Annotated in this window: 21 protein-coding genes and 2 other annotated features; of the genes, 8 read left to right on the top strand and 13 right to left on the bottom strand. The window is 37.1% G+C overall.

Features of this window, described 5'->3' with window-relative positions:
* Positions 1-98 precede the first annotated feature (98 nt).
* The 3 genes from pheT to ACTWQM_RS15110 form a co-directional block, all read right to left on the bottom strand.
* Positions 99-2,525 carry a phenylalanine--tRNA ligase subunit beta gene (gene pheT / locus ACTWQM_RS15120; RefSeq protein WP_443258998.1) on the bottom strand — a complete coding sequence of 809 codons (2,427 nt, stop codon included), beginning with the start codon at positions 2,523-2,525 and terminating at the stop codon, positions 99-101.
* Positions 2,525-3,574, bottom strand: coding sequence for a phenylalanine--tRNA ligase subunit alpha (pheS, locus tag ACTWQM_RS15115; RefSeq protein ID WP_443258997.1), 1,050 nt, complete (start codon positions 3,572-3,574; stop codon positions 2,525-2,527). Before pheS ends, pheT begins: the two co-directional genes overlap by 1 nt.
* Positions 3,575-3,904: 330 nt before the next feature.
* Positions 3,905-4,642 (bottom strand): TrmH family RNA methyltransferase, encoded by a 738-nt coding sequence (locus ACTWQM_RS15110; RefSeq protein ID WP_443258996.1) that lies wholly within the window; start codon positions 4,640-4,642, stop codon positions 3,905-3,907.
* A 142-nt stretch (positions 4,643-4,784) separates the two neighbouring features.
* Between ACTWQM_RS15110 and sspI the strand changes: the two genes are divergently transcribed.
* From sspI to ACTWQM_RS15080, 6 genes are all read left to right on the top strand, one after another.
* A complete protein-coding gene (gene sspI, locus ACTWQM_RS15105) occupies positions 4,785-5,006 on the top strand; it encodes a small acid-soluble spore protein SspI (protein ID WP_443258995.1) in 222 nt (73 codons plus the stop codon).
* A 223-nt stretch (positions 5,007-5,229) separates the two neighbouring features.
* A complete protein-coding gene (locus tag ACTWQM_RS15100; protein WP_443258994.1) occupies positions 5,230-6,807 on the top strand; it encodes a hypothetical protein in 1,578 nt (525 codons plus the stop codon).
* Positions 6,808-6,825: 18 nt separating this feature from the next.
* Complete coding sequence (locus tag ACTWQM_RS15095) at positions 6,826-8,046, top strand: ABC transporter permease (protein WP_443258993.1); 1,221 nt, start codon at positions 6,826-6,828, stop codon at positions 8,044-8,046.
* Positions 8,043-9,161 carry an ABC transporter permease gene (locus ACTWQM_RS15090; protein ID WP_443258992.1) on the top strand — a complete coding sequence of 373 codons (1,119 nt, stop codon included), beginning with the start codon at positions 8,043-8,045 and terminating at the stop codon, positions 9,159-9,161. Before ACTWQM_RS15095 ends, ACTWQM_RS15090 begins: the two co-directional genes overlap by 4 nt.
* Positions 9,154-9,825, top strand: a complete 672-nt coding sequence (locus tag ACTWQM_RS15085; RefSeq protein WP_443258991.1) for an ABC transporter ATP-binding protein — start codon at positions 9,154-9,156, stop codon at positions 9,823-9,825. The genes ACTWQM_RS15090 and ACTWQM_RS15085 overlap by 8 nt, the downstream gene beginning before the upstream one ends.
* A gap of 66 nt (positions 9,826-9,891) precedes the next feature.
* Positions 9,892-10,506 carry a lytic transglycosylase domain-containing protein gene (locus ACTWQM_RS15080; protein WP_443258990.1) on the top strand — a complete coding sequence of 205 codons (615 nt, stop codon included), beginning with the start codon at positions 9,892-9,894 and terminating at the stop codon, positions 10,504-10,506.
* Positions 10,507-10,608: 102 nt separating this feature from the next.
* Here ACTWQM_RS15080 and ACTWQM_RS15075 read toward each other — a convergent pair whose 3' ends face one another.
* Together ACTWQM_RS15075 and ACTWQM_RS15070 are read right to left on the bottom strand one after the other, a co-directional pair.
* Positions 10,609-11,694: a M42 family metallopeptidase gene (locus tag ACTWQM_RS15075; protein ID WP_443258989.1), complete on the bottom strand. Its 1,086-nt coding sequence runs from the start codon at positions 11,692-11,694 to the stop codon at positions 10,609-10,611.
* Between the two features lie 75 nt (positions 11,695-11,769).
* Complete coding sequence (locus ACTWQM_RS15070; RefSeq protein WP_443258988.1) at positions 11,770-12,255, bottom strand: dUTP diphosphatase; 486 nt, start codon at positions 12,253-12,255, stop codon at positions 11,770-11,772.
* A 117-nt stretch (positions 12,256-12,372) separates the two neighbouring features.
* Here ACTWQM_RS15070 and ACTWQM_RS15065 point away from each other — a divergent pair, with 117 nt between their 5' ends.
* Both ACTWQM_RS15065 and ACTWQM_RS15060 read left to right on the top strand, forming a co-directional pair.
* Positions 12,373-12,765, top strand: a complete 393-nt coding sequence (locus ACTWQM_RS15065) for a sigma-w pathway protein ysdB (RefSeq protein ID WP_443258987.1) — start codon at positions 12,373-12,375, stop codon at positions 12,763-12,765.
* 15 nt (positions 12,766-12,780) lie between these two features.
* Complete coding sequence (locus ACTWQM_RS15060; RefSeq protein WP_443258986.1) at positions 12,781-13,176, top strand: TIGR02328 family protein; 396 nt, start codon at positions 12,781-12,783, stop codon at positions 13,174-13,176.
* A gap of 610 nt (positions 13,177-13,786) precedes the next feature.
* Here the strand turns inward: ACTWQM_RS15060 and ACTWQM_RS15055 are convergent.
* The 8 genes from ACTWQM_RS15055 to dnaI form a co-directional block, all read right to left on the bottom strand.
* On the bottom strand, positions 13,787-14,362 hold the full coding sequence (locus ACTWQM_RS15055) for a TVP38/TMEM64 family protein (RefSeq protein ID WP_443258985.1): 576 nt from the start codon (positions 14,360-14,362) through the stop codon (positions 13,787-13,789).
* 80 nt (positions 14,363-14,442) lie between these two features.
* A complete protein-coding gene (locus tag ACTWQM_RS15050) occupies positions 14,443-14,712 on the bottom strand; it encodes a DUF1294 domain-containing protein (protein WP_443258984.1) in 270 nt (89 codons plus the stop codon).
* A gap of 60 nt (positions 14,713-14,772) precedes the next feature.
* Entirely contained in the window at positions 14,773-15,129 is a 357-nt protein-coding gene (rplT, locus tag ACTWQM_RS15045; protein WP_443258983.1) for a 50S ribosomal protein L20, read from the bottom strand.
* 66 nt (positions 15,130-15,195) lie between these two features.
* Positions 15,196-15,393, bottom strand: coding sequence for a 50S ribosomal protein L35 (gene rpmI, locus ACTWQM_RS15040; RefSeq protein WP_209479354.1), 198 nt, complete (start codon positions 15,391-15,393; stop codon positions 15,196-15,198).
* Between the two features lie 21 nt (positions 15,394-15,414).
* Positions 15,415-15,918: a translation initiation factor IF-3 gene (gene infC, locus ACTWQM_RS15035; RefSeq protein ID WP_443258982.1), complete on the bottom strand. Its 504-nt coding sequence runs from the start codon at positions 15,916-15,918 to the stop codon at positions 15,415-15,417.
* Between the two features lie 146 nt (positions 15,919-16,064).
* Positions 16,065-16,192: a sequence feature (ribosomal protein L20 leader region), on the bottom strand.
* Between the two features lie 156 nt (positions 16,193-16,348).
* On the bottom strand, positions 16,349-18,295 hold the full coding sequence (thrS, locus tag ACTWQM_RS15030; RefSeq protein ID WP_443258981.1) for a threonine--tRNA ligase: 1,947 nt from the start codon (positions 18,293-18,295) through the stop codon (positions 16,349-16,351).
* A gap of 262 nt (positions 18,296-18,557) precedes the next feature.
* Positions 18,558-18,780: a binding site (T-box leader), on the bottom strand.
* Positions 18,781-18,841: 61 nt separating this feature from the next.
* The gene (gene ytxC / locus ACTWQM_RS15025; RefSeq protein ID WP_443259077.1) at positions 18,842-19,699 is read right to left on the bottom strand and encodes a putative sporulation protein YtxC; all 858 of its coding nucleotides are present in this window, start codon (positions 19,697-19,699) and stop codon (positions 18,842-18,844) included.
* Between the two features lie 555 nt (positions 19,700-20,254).
* Entirely contained in the window at positions 20,255-21,187 is a 933-nt protein-coding gene (gene dnaI, locus ACTWQM_RS15020) for a primosomal protein DnaI (protein ID WP_443258980.1), read from the bottom strand.
* Between the last annotated feature and the right edge of the window lie 4 nt (positions 21,188-21,191).

Genomic DNA, 21,191 nt, shown 5'->3' with positions numbered 1-21,191 from the left:
GTAATATCCTTAATAAAAAAGCAGTTCAATCAAGGGTACAAATTATGTTTTTGTACTCCAAAACTGAACCACTTAAAATTTAATACTTGCTCTCGCCCTTATGACCTTACATAGGCATTAAATTTATTATTAACCGTACGGACTATTTCCTGATAAGATTGTTCAACTTCATCGTCTTTCAATGTTTTATCCGGATCCTGATAAAGCAGGCTGTATGCGATTGATTTTTTGCCTTCTGGTAAATGCTCACCCTTGTATACATCAAACACTTGAACATTCTTAACCACTGGCGCGCCAGTTTCTTCTATCGTTTGTCTGATGTCACCTGCTTGAGTGTCCATGTCGACAATAAACGCAATATCTCTGGAAACAGATGGATACTTAGGGATTTGACTATATCCTGGTGTGTTGTTATAAACAGCTAATACTGCTTCCATATCAACATCAAATACATAAGTCTCTTTAATATCCATTGACTTTTCTAACTTCGGATGCACTTGACCGATAAATCCAACAACATGATTATTAACCTTGATTGTTGCACACCGCCCTGGATGCATGTCTTGAAGTTTCCCCTGTTCGAAGGTAACTTGTATATTTAAGAAGTCAAACAGACCCTCTACAATTCCTTTTACAAGATAGAAATCCGCCTGCTTCTTCTCTTGCTGCCATTGATGAGACAGCCATAACCCTGTAACTGCTCCTGCCACCCGCAGTTTTTCGTCTGGTTGTTTTGTAAGTGTTGCTTCGTTTGAAATAAAAACATTTCCTAGTTCAAAATAGGACAGATTCATTTGATTTCGTGCATGGTTGTGCGCTAATGTCTGAAGCAATCCTGGTAATATGCTTAGTCTTAAATATTTATGGTCCTCACTCATTGGCATAGCCAACGGTACAGGGTTAGGTTTCTGTTCCTCCTGCTTCGGATCTAGTAGCTTATACACGTGATCATCACTTGTTAAGGAATATGTTATTGTCTCCATTAACCCCGCACTTTGCAGGTAACCTTTAACATCCCGCTTTAATCGCTGTCTGTTCGTTAATCCACCTGCCTGTGAGGATCCTTCCGGTAACGTGAATGGGAGATTATCATATTCGTAAATACGAGCAACTTCCTCAAGCATATCTTCAAAAATCGTAATATCTCCACGACGGGTTGGAATGGTCACAATCAGTTGATCATTATCCTGTTTGAACGGAAATTGTAACTTGCTTAAAATCACACCAATTTCTTTTGTACTAATTTGAGTTCCAAGACGTTTATTGATCTCTTCCGTATTAATTTCAACTATCTTCTCAGAACGGTCCAATTCATCAAAAGAAACAACATCATCCAGAACCGTTGCACCAGCGTACTTCTCCAGTAAATGACATGCACGAAGACCAGCTTCTTTTACTCGATTAGGGTCTACTCCCTTCTCAAAACGGGTGCTTGATTCACTGCGTAACCCTGTGTCTTTCACTGCTTTTCGAACAGAAGCAGGTTCAAAATATGCTGCTTCCAGCAAGATAGTTGTAGTTTCATTATTAATTTCTGTACTGGCTCCACCCATAACACCAGCCATTGCAACAGGATCTTTTCCATCTGTAATTACTAAATGGTCATCTGATAAGTTTCTTTCTTCCTTATCCAGTGTAATAAGCTTTTCATTCTGTTCCGCACGTCTAACAACAATTTTTCCGGAATTCAATAAATCGTAATCAAATGCATGCAATGGCTGACCATATTCAAGTAATACATAGTTCGTAATATCCACTACGTTATTAATAGGACGAATGCCTGCTGCCATTAACGCATTACGCATCCATAACGGGGATGGTTTTACTTTCACATCTTTAACGACAAATGCACCATAATAAGGATTTAACTCGGGATCAGCCACTTCTACAGAAATATAATCTTTCGCTTTTTCTTCACTTGAATTTACCACTTCACTTGGTAACGTCACCTCTTTGTCCAGTATTGCTGCAGCCTCATAAGCAACTCCTAACATACTCAGGCAATCAGCGCGGTTGGGTGTTAAATCAAATTCTAATACGGCATCATTTAAGTTCAATAGAGGTGCGACACTTTCACCTGTCGTTACATCATTCGGAAAAACAAAAATACCTTCTGCAATATCTTTTGGAACATATTTATCCTCAATACCAAGCTCCTGAAGTGAGCAGATCATCCCATTTGATTCTACTCCACGCAGTTTAACCTTTTTAATTTTAAAGTTTCCAGGAAGAACTGCACCAGGCTTAGCTACTGCAACTTTTTGACCCTGCTCAACATTTGGTGCTCCGCAGATAATCTGTAATTTCTCATCGCCTATATCGACCTGACAAAGATTCAATTTATCAGCATTGGGATGTTTCTCACATGATTCAACATGACCAACTACAACACCTTGACTTTTTTCCGCAATATATTCAATACCATCTACTTCAATACCAGTTTTCGTAATTTTTTCAGCAAGTTCTTCAGGTGAGATATTTTCTATATCTACATATTTTTTTAACCAATTTAATGACACTAGCATTACAAGGTACCTCCTTTTGCATGATGATATTGTTTTAGAAACCGTACATCATTTGTATAGAAATTACGGATATCATCAACGCCATATTTCAGCATAGCTATTCTTTCAGGCCCCATTCCAAATGCAAAGCCAGTATATTCTTTAGAATCATATCCGGCCATTTCCAGTACTCTAGGATGGACCATGCCACCGCCTAAAATTTCAATCCAGCCAGACTTTTTACAAACAGAACAGCCAGATCCGTTACAGACTTTACATGAAATATCCATTTCAACAGATGGTTCAGTAAACGGGAAGAAGCTTGGACGCAGCCGTGTTTTCCGATCATCGCCGAACATTTTCTTAGCAAATTTATCTAATATTCCCTTCAAATCACTCATACGGACATTCTTATCCACGTATAGTCCTTCAATTTGGGTGAACTGGTGTGAGTGTGTTGCGTCATCGGTGTCGCGACGGTATACTTTTCCGGGACAAATCATTTTAACAGTTTGATCACCATTGAACTGTCGCATAGTTCGAGCTTGAACAGGTGATGTATGTGTTCGAAGCAATAATTCATTGGTGATATAAAAAGTATCCTGCATATCACGTGCTGGATGTCCTTTAGGAAGATTCAGCGCTTCGAAATTATAATAATCTGTTTCAACTTCCGGCCCTTCTCTTACCTCAAATCCCAATCCAATAAATAAATCCTCAATCTCTTCTACAATTTGTGTTAACAAGTGAGGCCCGCCAACTTGAACTGGCCGCCCTGGTAACGTCACATCAAGTGCTTCTTGCTGAAGTTTCTCATCTAATGCTGCTTCCTCTAAAATTTCACTCTTGTGCTCAATTTCATTTGTGATCGATTCACGTACTTTGTTGGCAATTTCACCAACAACCGGCCGCTCTTCTTTAGAAAGTTTCCCCATACCACGCAGGACAGACGTTAAAGACCCTTTTTTGCCTAGGTATGTTACTTTAATATCCTGAAGTTCTTTTAAATTATTTGCCTGTTTTACATTATCCAATGCTTCAGCTTGAATAGCCTCCAATTGCTCTTTCATACTTACTCCTCCTTAACACTTCTTAAAATACAAAAAAGCCCCATCCCTAAAAAGGGACGAGGCTATAAATTCGCGGTACCACCCTTGTTGACACACTTAATGCATCCAACTTAATCTTGATAACGGATTTTTCATCCGGTACACCTTTACTTGAATAATCAAGGTCCCGAGTGCCAGCTCCAGAGTGAAGTGTAACAATTATCACAGTAGAAATGTTTTCAGTCCAGGACATCTCTTCCCTTTTACTGTTTACTAATTATTACGAGCTCTTTCTTAGCCGTATTGTGAAATTTATTTAATTATAATGAACATCTAAAAAATATGCAACTTCTACATCTTAATATAATACATTAATATGCCCGCTGCAACACTTACATTAAGTGATTCCGCTTCACCATATATTGGAATTTTTACAACGGTATCAGCTAAATCAACAATTTCACTTTGAATTCCTGCACCTTCATTTCCAATAATGAGGGCAGTTTTTTCTGGCACTTCAAGTTTATCAAATGGACGTGCATTCGATAATGCAGAAGCCCATACACTAAATCCCTCTGCCTTTAACTGTGGTAATTTTTCTTTTAAATTCACATGTGAAATTGGCAAATGGAATAGTGAACCCTGTGTAGAACGGATAACCTTATCATTATACATATCAACCGTATTATCACCCAGCATCACAGCATCAAATCCTGCTGCATCAGCTGTTCTGATGACCGTACCCAAATTACCTGGGTCCTGAATTGAATCAATTAATAAGATCGAATCCCCAATTATTACCTCTGGTTCTTTCATTTTTATAATTGCGGATACTCCCTGTGGAGTTTCCGTACTGGCTATATGCCGGAGAACCTTTTCACTTACTTCGGTAACCATATAATTCTCGAACCAATTTGGATATTGTCTATCTTCCTGTACGATAATCTCAACAATTTCCCATTCACTTTTGTGGGCTTCTTCAACCACATGGAACCCTTCAATTAAAAAAGTCTCTGATTTTGTACGGCCTTTACGTTTATGAAGTTTATTCCATTGTTTTACTTTTTCATTTTGTACCGAGGTAATCATATCTTTTCAATTCCATTCCAATTAATTTTAACTGCCAAAACACATTCCCATTTAACGGGCCAAGTTTCTATTATCATCATACATATTTTATCCTATACCGGTCAAACTATCTATAGTAAAAATAATTGTGAGAGGTGTTTTTATGGATTTAAATTTACGGAATGCCATATTGTCCAATATTGCATCAAATAATCAGGAACAATTAGAAGCAACCATAGTTGATGCGATTCAAGATGGTGAAGAAAAAATGCTGCCTGGTTTAGGGGTATTATTTGAACTGATTTGGAACCAATCCAATGAAGAAGACAAACAGGAAATGATCGACTCACTTGAACAAGGTGTAAAGCAAGCAACTTCAAGTTAGATTAAAACGGATGCAAACAAGCATCCGTTTTTTTATTGATTAATAACTACATTTATCTGTATTTATGGTAAACTTATATTAGAAAAGTTGGCTTGTCGCCAATCCTTAATATAGATAAGCCTTCGTAGCACTTATGCAGTAAGAAAGTATTTATACATTCTTATCTGCTAGAAATAATACATATATTAGAAGAAGTTGTACATAGGCGGAGAGGAGAATATTTATGAGTTCCAAAAAAGTTATAGTCATTTCAATTGTTGCTGTTCTTTTAGTTGGCGGAAGTGTGGCAGCATATGTCTTACTTAATTTATCTGCCAAACAGCAATATTTTCTAGCTGAGAAAGACTCAGCGGAATTCCTTGCAGATAAAGCAGAAACACGCTATCAGCCGGAATTAAGCTGGTATGAACAAAGTGAGGAAAATCCAACAGAGACAACACTGGAATTTTCCGGTGAATATAATGACCCCAATGCAATGAGTGGGTTCGGGGGTATGGGTCCAGCCCAATTTATTAATAATGCAACACTTACTTTAACTACTGCTATGGATAAAGATAAAAAGCATTTGTCATCGGAAATCAAAGCAAGCATGGGTGGACTTGAAGTAGGAGATATTAATTTTTATCTGACGGAAGACCGTGTGATGCTGGGCTTGCCATTTCTTGAAGAGTTAGTTCAATTAAATGGTGAAGATTTAGGCAAGTTATTAAAAGAAGTTGATCCAAAAACATTCACCGGAGATGAAAAACTTGATTTCAATGCTTTTTTTGAAGGGTCAACTGGAGTACTTAGCAAAGAAGACCAAAAATATATACAGGAAGAGTACTTGGAAATGATGTATGAAAGTTTGCCTGATAAGGCATTTGAAGTAACAGATGAAACAGTTAACGTTAACTCGAATGCTATGGATACGCAGAAAATCAAAATGCATCTTTCCGAAAAACAAACAAAAGAACTTTTGAATACAGTACTTAAAAAAATGGAAAGCGACGAAAGACTAAAAGAAATTATTAGTGAACAGATTGGTGTTCAAAAGTTTGGCGCTGGTATAACATCATCAAGCATGACACCTGATGTCCAAAAACAAATTGATCAATTTATTGGAGAGTTTGAAACAGCTATAAAGGATGCTCGGGAAAATTTAAAAGATTTTAAATTTCCAGACGGTATTCAATCAACGATCTGGGTGAAAGATAAATTAATCGTAAAGCGGGATTTCTCTATAAAACTTGGTCCAACAAACGAGGAACTGGTTACATTATCTGTAAATGGAACCCAACTATTCCAGGACCAAAACCAAACGTTCGATTACGAATTTGAAGCGACTGATCAGAATGGCAGTCACAATATGGAACTTACAGGGGATTTAGAGACAACTAGCGATAAGGTTTCTGATTCTATTAAACTTTCATTTGATGAAACAGAACTATCATATAATGGTACTGGAACATTTCAAGATGGCAACAGAGAGTTTGAACGGGTATTTTCTTATAGTGACGCTATAAATAGCGGGAGCTTAACTTGGTCTGGTAACGCTACCTATAACAATGACCAAATGTCTTCTGAACACGACTTTTCAGTAGAGACTCCTGATATTGGACCGGATATGATTGGTCTCCACATCGAAAAAAGTGCAAAGCTTATTAATTCAGTTGAATTAGATAGCGATAAGGAAGTTAAGAACATCGGAAACATGAGTATTGATGAACTGAATCAATACGTCGAGATGGAAGTAACGCCTCAATTCCAGCAATGGATATTCGGATTAATGGGGTCTGGCGGAAATCTTAATGGCTTTTAATGGAATGGAAGTGGATGTATGCATTTCATAAAACATCTGTTTTTATTTACCAATAATAATTTTAAGCAACTGCAGAGGAAGTGGCTAACACTTCCTCTGCTTTTACTGTTTCCTATCATTCTCATATCACTAATTGCTGTCATTGCAGTCTCCATTGTTTCACCCGAAGAACAGAAACCCATTTATGTCGGATTAGTCGATTTGGATAAATCAAAAGAAACTGAAATAGTTTTAGACATGATCGACGAATCATCACAATTAGGCAATTACATACAAATTAGGCAGCTGACAAAGAAGCAGGCAACCGAACAAATAGAGAATCAGCTAAGTGCCTATGTAACCTTTCCTGAGGGCTTTACAGAAAGCTTATATAATGGAAATCAAGTAACATTAACGATTACAGGTAATCCAAACAGACGGACAGAAAGTTATGTAGTAAAAGAATTGATCGACAGTATTGCACGGCATATACGTGCATCACAAGCAAATATACTTACAATAAACTACTATGCAAAACAGTTATTCATAAATGATGAAACACGCCAGGATATGCTATTTAATCAATTCACTAACTTTTTAGTATATACAGTAGGTAAAGACAAGATCATAGATGAGGAAAAAATTACTAATAACGCAACCAATTCACCCGTTTACTATTATGGGCTTTCAGGCTGGTTTTCGATTGTTACGATCTGGCTGCTGGCATTTTATTCATTTTTTACAAAAGATGAAGAATATCGCTTAATGGATAGGATGCGATTATATGGAGTTACTCAAATAAGACAGGTGTTTGCAAAGATATTATCTACTTTCATAGTAACATGCATCTGTGCGGGTCTCACTTTATTGGTATTTACTAACTTAATAGAAATTTCTTTGTCTGGTGAAGATTATTTACGAATAGCAATTATAATAAGCCTTTATAACATTCTGTTCCTATTCGGGTTAGCTATTCTGGAAACGGTGATCAGTGGCCAAAAAGTACGTTTGCTCGCACAATCATTGTTTACATTTTTATCATTATTAGTAAGTGGAGCAATTATACCCACTCTCTACTTTCCATTATATGTACAAGCACTTCTACCATACAGTTTCTCCAGTGAAAGCTTTCACTGGCTACAGGAAGTAATTATAAATGGCAGGTTTTATGCTGACTATGTACCACTTGTACTTCTAACTACAGCAAGTGCGCTCCTATTAATGGGCTTATCGGTCTGGAAGGAGCGTGTTAATCCATGAATAGTATACTGGTAACACGTTTGATGCATTGGAAAAAACAATTTACAAGTCTGATGTTTTGGCTTTTATTCCCTCTGCTGGCAACGTTAGGAATCATAACAGTTACTGATGTTTTACAGGAAGATACAAAAGTTCCAGTTGGTATCGTGCTGGAAGAAGAAACCGAGGCATCAAATGAATTGGTACAGGAAATTAAAACGATACCTTTTGCCAGAATAAAGGAGCTTTCTGAAGATGATGCACTTTATAAGTTAAGAAAACATGAATTGGATAGTGTATTTATTATTCATGATGGTTTGGAGGAGAAAATCCTTGAAAATAGTCGTAATAAGTTAATCACCAGCTATCGGTCGGACCTATCGTTTGCCTATTCACCAGTTAAAGAAATTGTTTTATCCTATGTACAGCAGGAAACCGGGAGATCAAAAGCTGCACTTGTTGTAAAAGGACTTGAACAGCAATATGAGGCAGGCAAAGGATGGACGTTTGAGGAGATTGTCGCCAAAAGTAATGAAATCGAGCAAGATGAGAATCTCCTAAATACAGCTTTTTCGTTTAATGATTCACCCGTGAAAGCAAGTAAAGATACAGCTTTGTTTTCTGTATGGGGGTTATGGGCAATATGCAGTATGCTTTCAACGTTGTTATTGTTTGACTGGGTAATTAAAGAAAAACAATCGAACACAAGAATACGCTTTGCATTCACCCGTTGGACAATAAAATCATATTTATTACAGAATTTTATACTTTATTGTGTCTTGTTTATTATTGTTGATCTTTTCACCGTTTTTTCGTTGTATGTTGCATTTGGCGAGTGGATCAGCATTCTTAATCTAATTATTTACCGGATTTTAATTAGTCTGGCTGCCTTTCTACTTGCACATCTTTTTAAAACGACATTTTTATATTATTCGATGTCATTTGGAATAACACTGTTTGTCACCATCAGCAGTGGTGCTGTTCTCCCCTCAGGAGTATTCACGAATTGGTCGTGGTTCGATTTGTTTAATCCAATTCTACCGTTATTGAACGGAGAATTTGTAAGTCTTTGGTCACTTGTGGTGATTCTCTTTATGATTGTTTGGCTTGTTAGAAAGGAGAAATACAATGCTTAATGTCCAGTCCCTATCAAAATTATACGGAAAAAAACAAATATTAAATTCTGTTACACTCACTGCTAAACCAGGCGAAATTATTGGACTTGTAGGTGAAAATGGTGCAGGCAAATCAACCATGCTGCAAATCCTGGCAACGTTATCCCAGCCAACTTCGGGTTCTATATCGTTATATAATGAAGCCTATCACAAAAACAAAAAGCAGCTTCGTAAAAAAATCGGTTTTGTTGCACAGGATATTGCATTATGGGAGGAATTCACAGTTAAAGAAAATATGGTTTTCTTCGAGAAACTATCATGGAAAAATAAAAGTAAAGAAGAGCTGAGACAGCTATGCAGAGATATGAAGCTTGAAAAATGGAACGAATCCGTTAAGACTCTCTCAGGCGGAATGAAACGGAAGTTAAATTTAGCGATAAGTTTAATCCACGAGCCAATGCTATTACTTTTAGATGAGCCTACCGTAGGAATTGATCTAAAATCACGCAAAGAGATTGGTTCATACTTATATGAGCTTGCAAAGAATCACGGTAAAATGATTATTTATACATCACATGACATGGACGAGATCAATAGTTTATGTGAACAAATATACTGTATTGGAAACGACCCTTTCTACCATCAAGTATTACAGGATTATGGGAAAGAACCGATACTATTATAGGGGATATTGTGATAATTTGGAAAAAGATGTACAATTAATGTTAATAAATTTGGGGGGATTATAATTATGGATATTCGAAGTTTGCAATCACTAATTCAACATCAGGCAATGTCAGTATTAACGTCTTCCAGGAACAACTCAACTAACTCCCCTATGATTGACCTGGCTTTCAAACAATTATTGCAGCAGCAAATAAATAATGGAACCACCAATAACAATAACTTTATGCATGGGAATACGCAGACTCAGCCGTTTATGCCACTTCAAAATACTTCCCCATTAACGGTAAAGAATGCTACTTCACCAGTAATATTTGATTCGTATATTTCCAGTGCTGCTGAAAAGTATGGAATAGATTCGAACCTGATTCATTCCGTTATAAAAGCTGAATCAAACTATAACGCAAATGCCAAAAGCGGTGCTGGTGCGCAAGGTTTAATGCAGTTAATGCCTGGTACCGCAAGAGGCCTGGGCGTAACAAATCCATATGACCCCAAACAGAATATCGAAGGTGGAACGAAATATTTAAGTCAGATGCTTGATCGGTATAATGGAAATATCGAACTGGCTCTAGCCGCCTATAATGCAGGACCGGGGAATGTAGATAAACATCAAGGCATTCCGCCTTTTGACGAGACTCAAAACTATGTAAAAAAAGTAATGAATTCCTATATTGCATAAAAAAGCTGAGGATACCCCTCAGCTTTTTCTTTATTCCAGGTAGTCTCTTGCTATTACATCTTTGCGGTAAAATATTATCAGCCACGTTTTCTAAAAACAGCTTTAACCTAACACTATTTCCTTCACTTTATCGTTGTCCATTTTTTTAATTGTTTCAACAATCAATTTCACTGCGTTTTCAAAATCATCACGATGCAGGATAGCAGCATGTGAATGAATATAGCGTGTTGCCACTGTAATAGATAGAGATGGCACTCCATTCGCTGTTAAATGTATGGAGCCGGAATCGGTTCCTCCGCCAGCGATTGTTGCAAATTGATAAGGAATATTGTTTTCGTCCGCTGTATCAACAACAAATTCACGTACACCTTTATGGGAAATCATCGATGCATCATATAAAAGAATCTGTGGTCCTTCTCCAAGCTTGCTGTCTGCATCTTTGTCAGAAATACCAGGTGTATCCCCAGCAATACCAACGTCGACAGCAAATCCAATATCCGGTTTTATGGCGTGTGCAGAAGTACGCGCACCACGTAACCCAACTTCTTCCTGGATCGTTCCAACTCCATAAACAATATTAGGATGCTTTTCATCTTTTAACTGTTTTAATACCTCAATTGCAATTGCACAGCCAATTCTATTATCCCATGCTTTTGCTAATAGCATCTTATCATTTTTTAATTGGGTAAATTCAAAATATGGTACAACTGAATCACCAGGACGTACACCAAATTTCTGCGCTTCTTCTTTACTTGATGCTCCAATATCGATAAACATATCCTTAATTTCAATTGGTTTCTTGCGTGCTTCAGCCGAAAGAATATGTGGTGGCTTTGAACCAATTACTCCTGTTACATCACCTTTTGATGTCATAAGGGTAACACGTTGGGCAAGCATTACCTGGCTCCACCATCCACCAACTGTCTGAAAGTAAACAAAACCATTATCATCGATACGGGTAACCATAAATCCAACTTCATCTAAATGCCCAGCAACCATTATTTTAGGGCCGTTCGAGTCACCAGTCTTCTCCGCAATCAAGCTACCCAAATTATCGGTATAAATTTTATCAGCATATGGTGTTATATACTTCTCCATCACTTCTCTTACTTCTTTTTCATTACCTGGAATTCCTTTTGCATCTGTTAGATCTTTTAACATTGTATTTGTTTCGTCTAATTTCGCCATATGTAAAAACTCCTCCTTCATAATTATCCTATTTCATTATAACCGTAAAAACAGAAATAATAAAACGTTTTCAGCCTAATACCCCTGGTTTTGCCGCTCGTAATTTACTTCATTTTTTTTCAGGTACGCATCCTGTACTGCCTTTTCATCAAAACCTAACAGTTCCCCTAACTGCAAGTAATATTCAAAGAGTGACTCATAATTTTCCCGTGTAGGTTGTTGTTTAAATAAAACACATGCAGAAAAAACAAGATTAAACTGTTCTGTTTCACTGGTTGAAGATTTTTCTGTTCTTGTTGATATATACTCATATCCTTTTTCCAATCCCAATGATAAAATGAAATGTACCCCATCAACGTATTCTTCCAAAATCACATTTTCATCATTTCTAGGTTTTTTACTCCAGAATTTAAAGCAGCGTGTTTCATTCGCTAATTCCCCTAATTCCACAAGTAACGCCAATTGCTTCTCCTTGAATAAATCTTTGCCTGTTAGATCATGCTGTGATTCAATATAGTTGTCCAATTGTTTTTGCATCGTGTATAATGCTGACCAGTCCATTTCGATTACCTCATTTCTCTTTTTGTCGATTGTAACACGAAATTATTATAAATAGTGAAACCTGTTTCTATCCTAATACGTACAAGATACTATTACTCAATAGGGAGACGATTTGATATGATTGTTATTTTATTTCGATTACTTATTCTCATAGCGCTCGTTCTCCTCGTCTATACGATATATCAATATTATCGTAACCCGGAACGAAAAATGCAAATAGCCAAGGCTAAGGAAGATTTTTATATAGTAGATGAACCAACTAATAGTAAAAAAAATATTCAGTTTGTCTATAAAAACTGTTTATTTGAAGGGGAAAAATACCTAGGTACTACTGAGGACTCCTTTGAAGTAGTTAATATCAGCGTATTTGCACGCGACCCCGGAGAATTAGGTGGCATTAGGAGAGACGACCTTTATTTTATTGAAAAAGAATTATTAATTCGATATCCGTATGCAAAAATCGAATGGAAGCATCCCATAAATAAATTACTCTTAACAATTATCGAGTAGAAGGTGAAATTTCCTATGCGACTATGGCACGAAGAACTTATCCCACTCCTCCCCAGGCAACAATTACTGGGACAGCATCGCGAATGTTGTGCATTAAGAGGAAACGGATGGGGAAAGCCGCACTCCACAGTTAACTACGTATTCAATTATTCACCATATATGCTTTATCAGTATCATTTAAAAATAATCCAGGAAATGAAACGAAGAAGTTATAATGTTCAGCCACTTTGGGAAGAAGCAACATATCGCGGGAAATCAACTACTCGCTATTCCGGCCTTGAAGCCATGAAATGTACAGGGGATCAAGTAAATACAGGTAAAATATATCCAGAACACAATCTGGAATATTTAAATGATTGTATAAATAATCTCCAGCAAAAAGGGATCTATATCAAGTTAAATCCAGAATAGCTTAAATCCAAAACAGCTCACTACTGCGGCAGATTCCCCGCATAGTGAGCTATTTTTAATATAATTATTATTCAACTTTCGTAGGGTAAAATGACCGCAAAAACCTTGAAGGAATAAGAAAGGCTGAATATACACTACTTGAGTTGACTTTGGATTAACGGTACGTATTTGATATAAAATGCGACGTAGCTGCTAGAATAATCTCTAAAAACTCTCGTCCTGCCGTCCGGGGTCGCTACGGGCGGATGCTTTCCGCGAGCACGACCTCAGCCTCCTCGAGCAGACCACTCTGCGGGGTCTTCGGACACGTGCTGTTCCCGCAGGAGGGAGTCACCGCCCTCCGCTCACCCGGACTAGTGTAGTGCTGTCACACATTTATTCTATAGAGATTCCCACTCGAGTCAACAGCGGAGGAAATACACGTAGACTCCTGTGAGAGCTAAGGCGAGGCCTAGATGAGACTACGCAGCGACGTAGGAGCAAAGAGGCTCATCAGCTGCCCTAGGTGCGCGAAGTGTATTTCCGTAGCGGTTTCATAGCACTTAATCCTTTCTACACTATGTTGCATTATATATCTTATATGACAGACCTAACAACCTAAAGATCATGTTTATTGTGTACTTACCTGGAAAAAATCGTTCCATTTAATGATAATCTCTTTCCTCCTTAAAATGTAAATTAGTGGAAGCAATGCGACTAAGAATACGAAGATATACATTGGGGATAAACTGGATATCCATTTGCCAACAGATGTATAAACGAAGGCTAACGGAATGTTTGAAAATAGTGATGACCTGGTGTAATCCTTAAAGTTTGCAGAAATTTCTATTAAGCATAAGGATAACAGATGAAAGTGGATGAAAGGAACGAGTCGCAGTATGGCAATTTGGGATGTGGTAAGTTTGGAGTTACTGCCAATTATTTTTCGTTTCAGATTTACCAGCCTACTAAATGTTTTTGGCATCCATCGAATTACGCCGTAAAAAATGACACTCGACAACGTAATACCGATAACTGAGTACAGAGTTCCTGCAAGTGCTCCAAAAAGTATTCCTCCTGAGATACATATAAACACAACTGGAAGAAAAAATAATGGCCTTAATAAATGACAACCTATAAATAATATCGGAGCAAACAATCCACCCGTCTCAATAAATGCCAGTAAATAATTGCCAAACAGCTCCATACCCAACCTCCTTCATTAGAGCGTGCACTTGGTAATCATATTAGTACATGTATATGACAATAGACGAGCCTTTATGACATCTAATATGTTAAATACACAAAGAGAATGATATGAATGACAATCAACGTTGGCATTCCTATAACAAATAAGCGATGCTTCGTTTTATGCCGATAACGCTTCATCCCTAATAACGCCCCAATTGCTCCACCTAAAATCGCAAGTCCCCAAAACGTACGTTCAGGTATCCGATATTTATGTCTTATCGCCTTCTTTTTATCTATTCCCATTAAAATAAAAGCTATCGCATTAACACCAATAAGAAATAGGATAATCATATTTAATTCATTCATTTTTTCACCTCTATATAAAAACACCAAACCCAGTTCATCTGGATTTGGCGTTTAGTACTGTTATTTAGCAGCTGCTTTAGCTTTTTCAGCCAATTCTGCAAAACCTTTTTCGTCATTGATTGCAATATCTGACAGCATTTTACGATTAACATCAATTCCAGCTACTTTTAAACCATGCATTAATTTACTGTATGAAATATCATTCATACGTGCAGCAGCATTAATACGAGTGATCCATAGTTTACGGAAATCACGTTTCTTCTGTCTGCGGTCACGATATGCATATTGACCTGATTTCATAACCTGTTGTTTTGCTGTTTTAAATAGAGCTCTCTTTGAACCATAATAACCTTTAGCTAGTTTTAGTACGCGTTTACGACGTCTGCGCGTAACTGTTCCACCTTTTACACGTGGCATATTAATTCCCTCCTAATACAAATAAAAAATAGTCTAATGTCTTTTTCTCGTCCGATGTCTCAATGCTTATTTGTAAGGAAGCATTGTTTTAATTCGTCTGAAATCACTAGCAGAAACAACTGTTGATTTACGTAGTTTACGTTTTTGCTTTTGAGATTTATGAGCGAACATATGGCTTGTATAAGCGTGTGAACGTTTTAGCTTTCCTGAACCGGTTTTGCTGAAACGTTTTTGAGAACCTTTATGGGTTTTCATTTTAGGCATGTTAAGTTCCTCCTTGAGTTGTTATTTTTCGTTTACTGGAGCAAGCATCATGAACATGCTACGACCTTCCATTTTGGGTTTGGATTCAATTGTAGCAATATCTTTTACTTCTTCCGCAAAGCGGTCAAGAACTTCCCGACCAAGTTCTTTGTGTGTAATCGCACGTCCACGGAAGCGAACAGATGCTTTTACCTTGTCACCCTTTTCAAGGAATTTTCTAGCATTTTTTAACTTGGTGTTAAAATCATGCTCTCCAATTCCAGGAGTAAAGCGCACTTCTTTAACATTGATAATTTTTTGTTTCTTACGTGCTTCTTTTTCTTTCTTTTGCTGTTCGAAACGATATTTACCAAAATCCATGATTCGACAAACTGGTGGTTTTGCATTTGGTGCAACAAGAACCAAATCAAGATTCCTGGTTTGAGCGATATCTAACGCTTCATTGCGAGATTTCACCCCAAGCTGATCACCATTTGAGTCGATAAGTCTTACCTCTCTAGCACGGATTTTTTCATTAACATTCATCTCTTTGCTAATAGCCAGCCACCTCCAAATAATTGTGTTACAGATCCAATATTGACAAGCAAATTTTAGTAAACTTGGCCTATCGCCAGTCCTTATGGCGATCGCTTTCGTATCACTTATGCATTAAGAAAGCTTTATACTTTCATAACTGCAAAAAAGTGCAGGTACAATACTGCACCCACACTTCTCCATTAGTCTATTAAAAGAGTTTTTAAACCAGTCAACTGCACGAATGCGTCAATCAGGTGAGAAGCGGGTGCTTCTACTTGTCTCAGATCATTTAATTTTTATTCAACTTTAATAGAATAGCATGTATTTCCTACTCTGTCAACAAGCTGATAACGAAATATATGCATATTTATAACTCACCATAATTATATCAGGTTATAAAGCCCGAGTACAGTAGGTAAAGATTTGCTCTGGTGTTACTTTACTTTCTGCGCAATTCCCTACCTGATATTTCATCTGTAATTAATGTTTCAAACTTATCGTATGCAATTGTCTCAGACTCTTTCTCACCATATCGACGAAAGTTCACTGCATTTTCTTCAATTTCATTATCTCCCAGAACTAAAGCAAATGGGACTTTTTGTGTTTGTGCTTCCCTTATCTTGTAGCCAATTTTTTCATCGCGTTCATCCACTGCAACCCGAACACCCTGGAATCTTAATTTTTCTTCCACTTTTTTTGCATAATCCATATGGACTTGAGGTGACACCGGAATGACTTTAACTTGTACTGGTGCCAGCCAAGTTGGAAACGCTCCTTTATACTCTTCTATGAGGAAAGCAACAAATCTTTCCATTGTTGATACAACACCACGGTGAATGACAACTGGGCGATGTTCATTTCCATCCTCACCTATATACGTCAAATCGAATCGTTCAGGTAATTGATAATCAAGCTGAACAGTGGACAGTGTTTCATCTTTCCCTAAAGCTGTTTTCACTTGTACATCAAGCTTCGGGCCATAGAATGCAGCTTCGCCTTCCGCTTCTACATAATCAACCTTCATTTCTTCCATGGTTTCTTTAAGCATAGCCTGTGCTTTCTCCCACATTTCATCATTATCAATGTACTTTTCCTTATCTTCGGGATCACGATAAGAAAGGCGGAAATAATAATCGTTGATTCCAAAATCCTCATACACTTTTTGTACTAGTTCTACAACACGAATAAATTCTGCTTTCAACTGGTCTGGACGGGCAAAGATATGTGCATCGTTCAGTGTCATAGCACGAACACGCTGTAGCCCAGCCAAGGCACCAGACATTTCATGACGATGCATTGTACCCAGTTCAGCAATTCTGACTGGCAGATTGCGATAGCTGTATAGTTGGTTTTTATAAACCATCATATGATGTGGACAATTCATTGGACGAAGTACTAAATCCTCATTATCCATTTCCATTGTTGGAAACATGTCATCCTGATAGTGATCCCAGTGTCCACTTGTTTTGTATAAATCAACACTTCCAAGCACTGGGGTATATACATGGTCATAACCTAAACGCTCTTCTAAGTCAACAATATAGCGCTCAATAGTACGGCGGATTGTTGCTCCTTTTGGCAGCCATAACGGCAGCCCCTGTCCAACCTTTTGTGAGACAGTAAAGATCTCCAATTCTTTCCCAAGTTTACGATGGTCACGTTCTTTTCTTTCTTCGAGTATACGTAAATGTTCATCAAGCTGTCCTTGCTTTTGGAAAGCTGTTCCATATATACGTTGCAGCTGCTGATTATTGCTGTCACCACGCCAATAAGCTCCAGAGATACTCAACAGTTTAAATGCTTTAATTTTACTTGTAGAGGGTACATGAATTCCACGGCATAAATCAAAAAACTCTCCCTGCTTATATATTGTTACTTGCTCGTCCTCAGGAATTGCATCAATCAACTCAAGTTTAAGGTCGTCGCCAATTTCCTTGAACATTCGTTTTGCTTCATTCCGTGAAACTTCAACTCGTTCTATCTCCAGGTTTTCCTCAATAATTCGTTTCATTTCCTTTTCAATCTTCGGAAGATCCTCAGGTGTTAACGTATGTTCCATATCCATATCATAATAAAATCCTTCTTCAATTACAGGACCTACCCCAAAATTGACATTATCAAATAACCTTGTAACAGCCTGAGCCAGTAAATGTGCTGTTGAGTGGCGCATAATGTCAATTCCATCGTCACTGGTATATGTAACAATCTCAATTAAACCGCCTTGCTGGAGTTCACGTCTCAGATCATATAATTCACCATCCAGTTTGATCGCCAGAGATTGTTTTTTTAGTCCTGACGAAATAGAACTTGCAATCTCCTCACCCGTTGTCCCTATAGGAAATTGTTTGTTTGCTCCATCTGGGAAAGTTATCGTTATTTCAGCCATTAGTAACACTCCTTGTGTGTATTCTATTTGAGTATCTTTTAATAAGGTCTTGTTGCTTTTCGGTATTCAGTACGATATTAACTGTGACGTAATGTTATTAAATACTTTAATGTATTTATTCCAGCTGCGTGGCCGAAGAGCCTCACTAAATACTACCAATCGTTATCTTTTTGACAGTCGTGAAAGTAAAAGTACTTTCATACGCAATAAACTCTTAGAAAAACAGTCAAAAATTAAAAACGCCCATCCCTCTGCATTTAAGCAAAGGGACGAGCGTTGGTAACATCGTGGTTCCACCCTATTTCCCGCAGTTAACTGCGGCTCATAGATCTTTAACGCAGACTGTACGCTACTATTTACTTATGTTTCAATAGTAGAGTTTAAAGGTGGTAATCATCTGAATGCATATGGAAGTTTTCAGCCAATGACTTCCTTCTCTTATCTATCCAAAAACCAAATGATTTTATCCTTATCATTACTTTTAATTTTGTTAAGATTATATATAAATCGTATTATAGCTTCTATTGACAATAAAATCAAGCTTTACTAATTATTTTTTAAATAGTATGGGAATGGGAAGCTACTGACAGGCTGAAATTCAACTCTCTCCTGAAAAACATTGATTACAGTTAATGTTTTTGGTTCAGAAGGATGGTCACCATAAATTTTTATTTTCTCTGGTGCCATTGCAATTAATGGTGCTAAGTTCAGCTCGTCAGCATCCAATCCTACAATATAGAGTGGCTCTTTTTGCATGAGCATTCTCAATTCAAGCTTAGTAAACCGCTTTCCACTCGGTTTATAAAAAGAAAATTGCCCCCCTTGCAGTATATGGACTGTGTTGTAGGACGGCTCCCTTTTAACAACATATTCCCGCAGCATATCAATAAACGCCTGATGATCCTCCTCCCGTTTAAATTCATCTATTGCCAGCCCAACAAAATAAATAAGCTCGTCTTTGAACACCTTCAATTGAAACTTAACAATTGAATCATAATGAACTATTTCTGTGTTCTTAATGTTTGCTATGAATAGTGACTGCAACAATTGACTTGGATCTTTGTTCTTCCTGACATTAGCACTATCAGCATCATCACCGGAGAATATCCAGTGTGTAATATCCAATATGCGTTCAATTTCATCCATATTTGTATAATAATAATAGTCTTTAATTATACCGTTTATCATATTTGTCAGCCGATGTGCTACAAATACCTCAACCATTGATTTTGCTATGGATTCCATTGTTTCATTACCAGGTACCTGATAATCAAGTATTAAATGATTCCCCCATTCCTCACTTGTTTTCCAATGCAATTCAATCTGTTTGTTATACTGAAATAAATGCTCACAAAAACTAATCACTTCTTTATCCGATCCAAAATAAACTTCCAGCAAATACATCACCCTCACCAAGAACCAAACTGTTACATTATATGGACATACATGTGAAAAAATGTATAATCCCATGAAACTAGTAAAGTTAGTATTCAATGGAAGGCAAGTACCCGTGAAGTTACCTTTCTCCTTCACAGTTATAATCGAATTTCACCAGTGAAAAGAGGCATTAAATATTTTTTAAATTTATGCCACCAAATGTCGCTGAGAAACGATAGTGATAATAAGAAGTAGCTTGGTTTGTCCCCTTATGCTTTGGCGTGCAAGCCATAGAAGAGATAAATATTTTGTATGAAAATACCTCTCTAACTTGATTTCAGCGGAGACAGGTGACGTTATTTCTATATAAAAGTAACATTCTCGAAGTTATCCGGACACAAAAGCCCTTATTTTACATGTATTTTGGTTTACATGACTGTATTTGTGTTAAATAAGGTCTCTGGTGTCCGCTAACCTCAAATGTGCTATATGAAAAATATTTTCATGGTAGATGGTGATTTCTTAACTGACAAAAAAACTAGCATAAAAGAGTTTAATCTTCCATGCTAGTCTAATGATATTCTAACCATCGCGACGATTTTCTCCTGATAGTGAAATTTCTTTACTTACTTGTTTTATCCGCTCGATAATGCGTCCTGCTTTCACTGTTTCAACTCCACCGCGATTAGATCGGCCAAGCTGTTCTTCCAATTGTTCCAGACTGTAGTTAGATGTGAAAAATACTGGTAACTTTTCCATCATTCGATATTGTAAAATAGAACCTAGTATCTCGTCTCGAAACCAGGCTGATTGTGTTTCGGCACCAATATCATCGAGGATTAGCACATCTGCTTTTTTAAAGTAATTAATCTTTTCATTGATCGAATCATCTTTAATAGAACTCTTTATTTCCCGAACAAACTCTGGCATATAAATTAACATGGATGATATATTATGTTCTTTTAACGCGTTTGCCAAAGCTCCAAGCAGGTATGTTTTTCCAACACCAAAAGGGCCATAAAAATATATACCTTTTGCTGGGAGTCCAGATTTCGTTTGTTCTAGAAAAAGGAGTAACTGCCTGATTCCACTACCTCTTTCAGCATCATGATCAATATCACTTATGGCAGCATTCAGTATTTCCTTTGGCATATACAAACTCTCAATTAACTGCTGTTGCTGCTGCTGTTTTTCATAATCCAGTCGAAGGTGACACTTTTCATACGATAGATGAATTTCATTATCCTTAACATGTAAAACAGGTGAATAGCCTTGTAGCATATTTTGACATTGTTCAAAGGATTTACACTTATCACACTGCTTAGATTGGGATTTAAATTCATACAGCTTTATAAGATTTTTCTCAATTTCTTCTTCCGGTAGTGTAGGATGATATGACAAAAATTCTTTTATTTCAGGATCATTTAAAACTTCCTGCTTAATCCGTATATAGTTGTCCTTGAAATTTTTATTCTCTTGCATCCATTTTTTTAATTCCGATTGTACCGGCTTCATTTTT

Source organism: Virgibacillus sp. L01 (assembly GCF_052246775.1).
Lineage (GTDB): Bacteria > Bacillota > Bacilli > Bacillales > Amphibacillaceae > Lentibacillus.
This window is presented reverse-complemented; position numbering and strand designations above follow the sequence as displayed.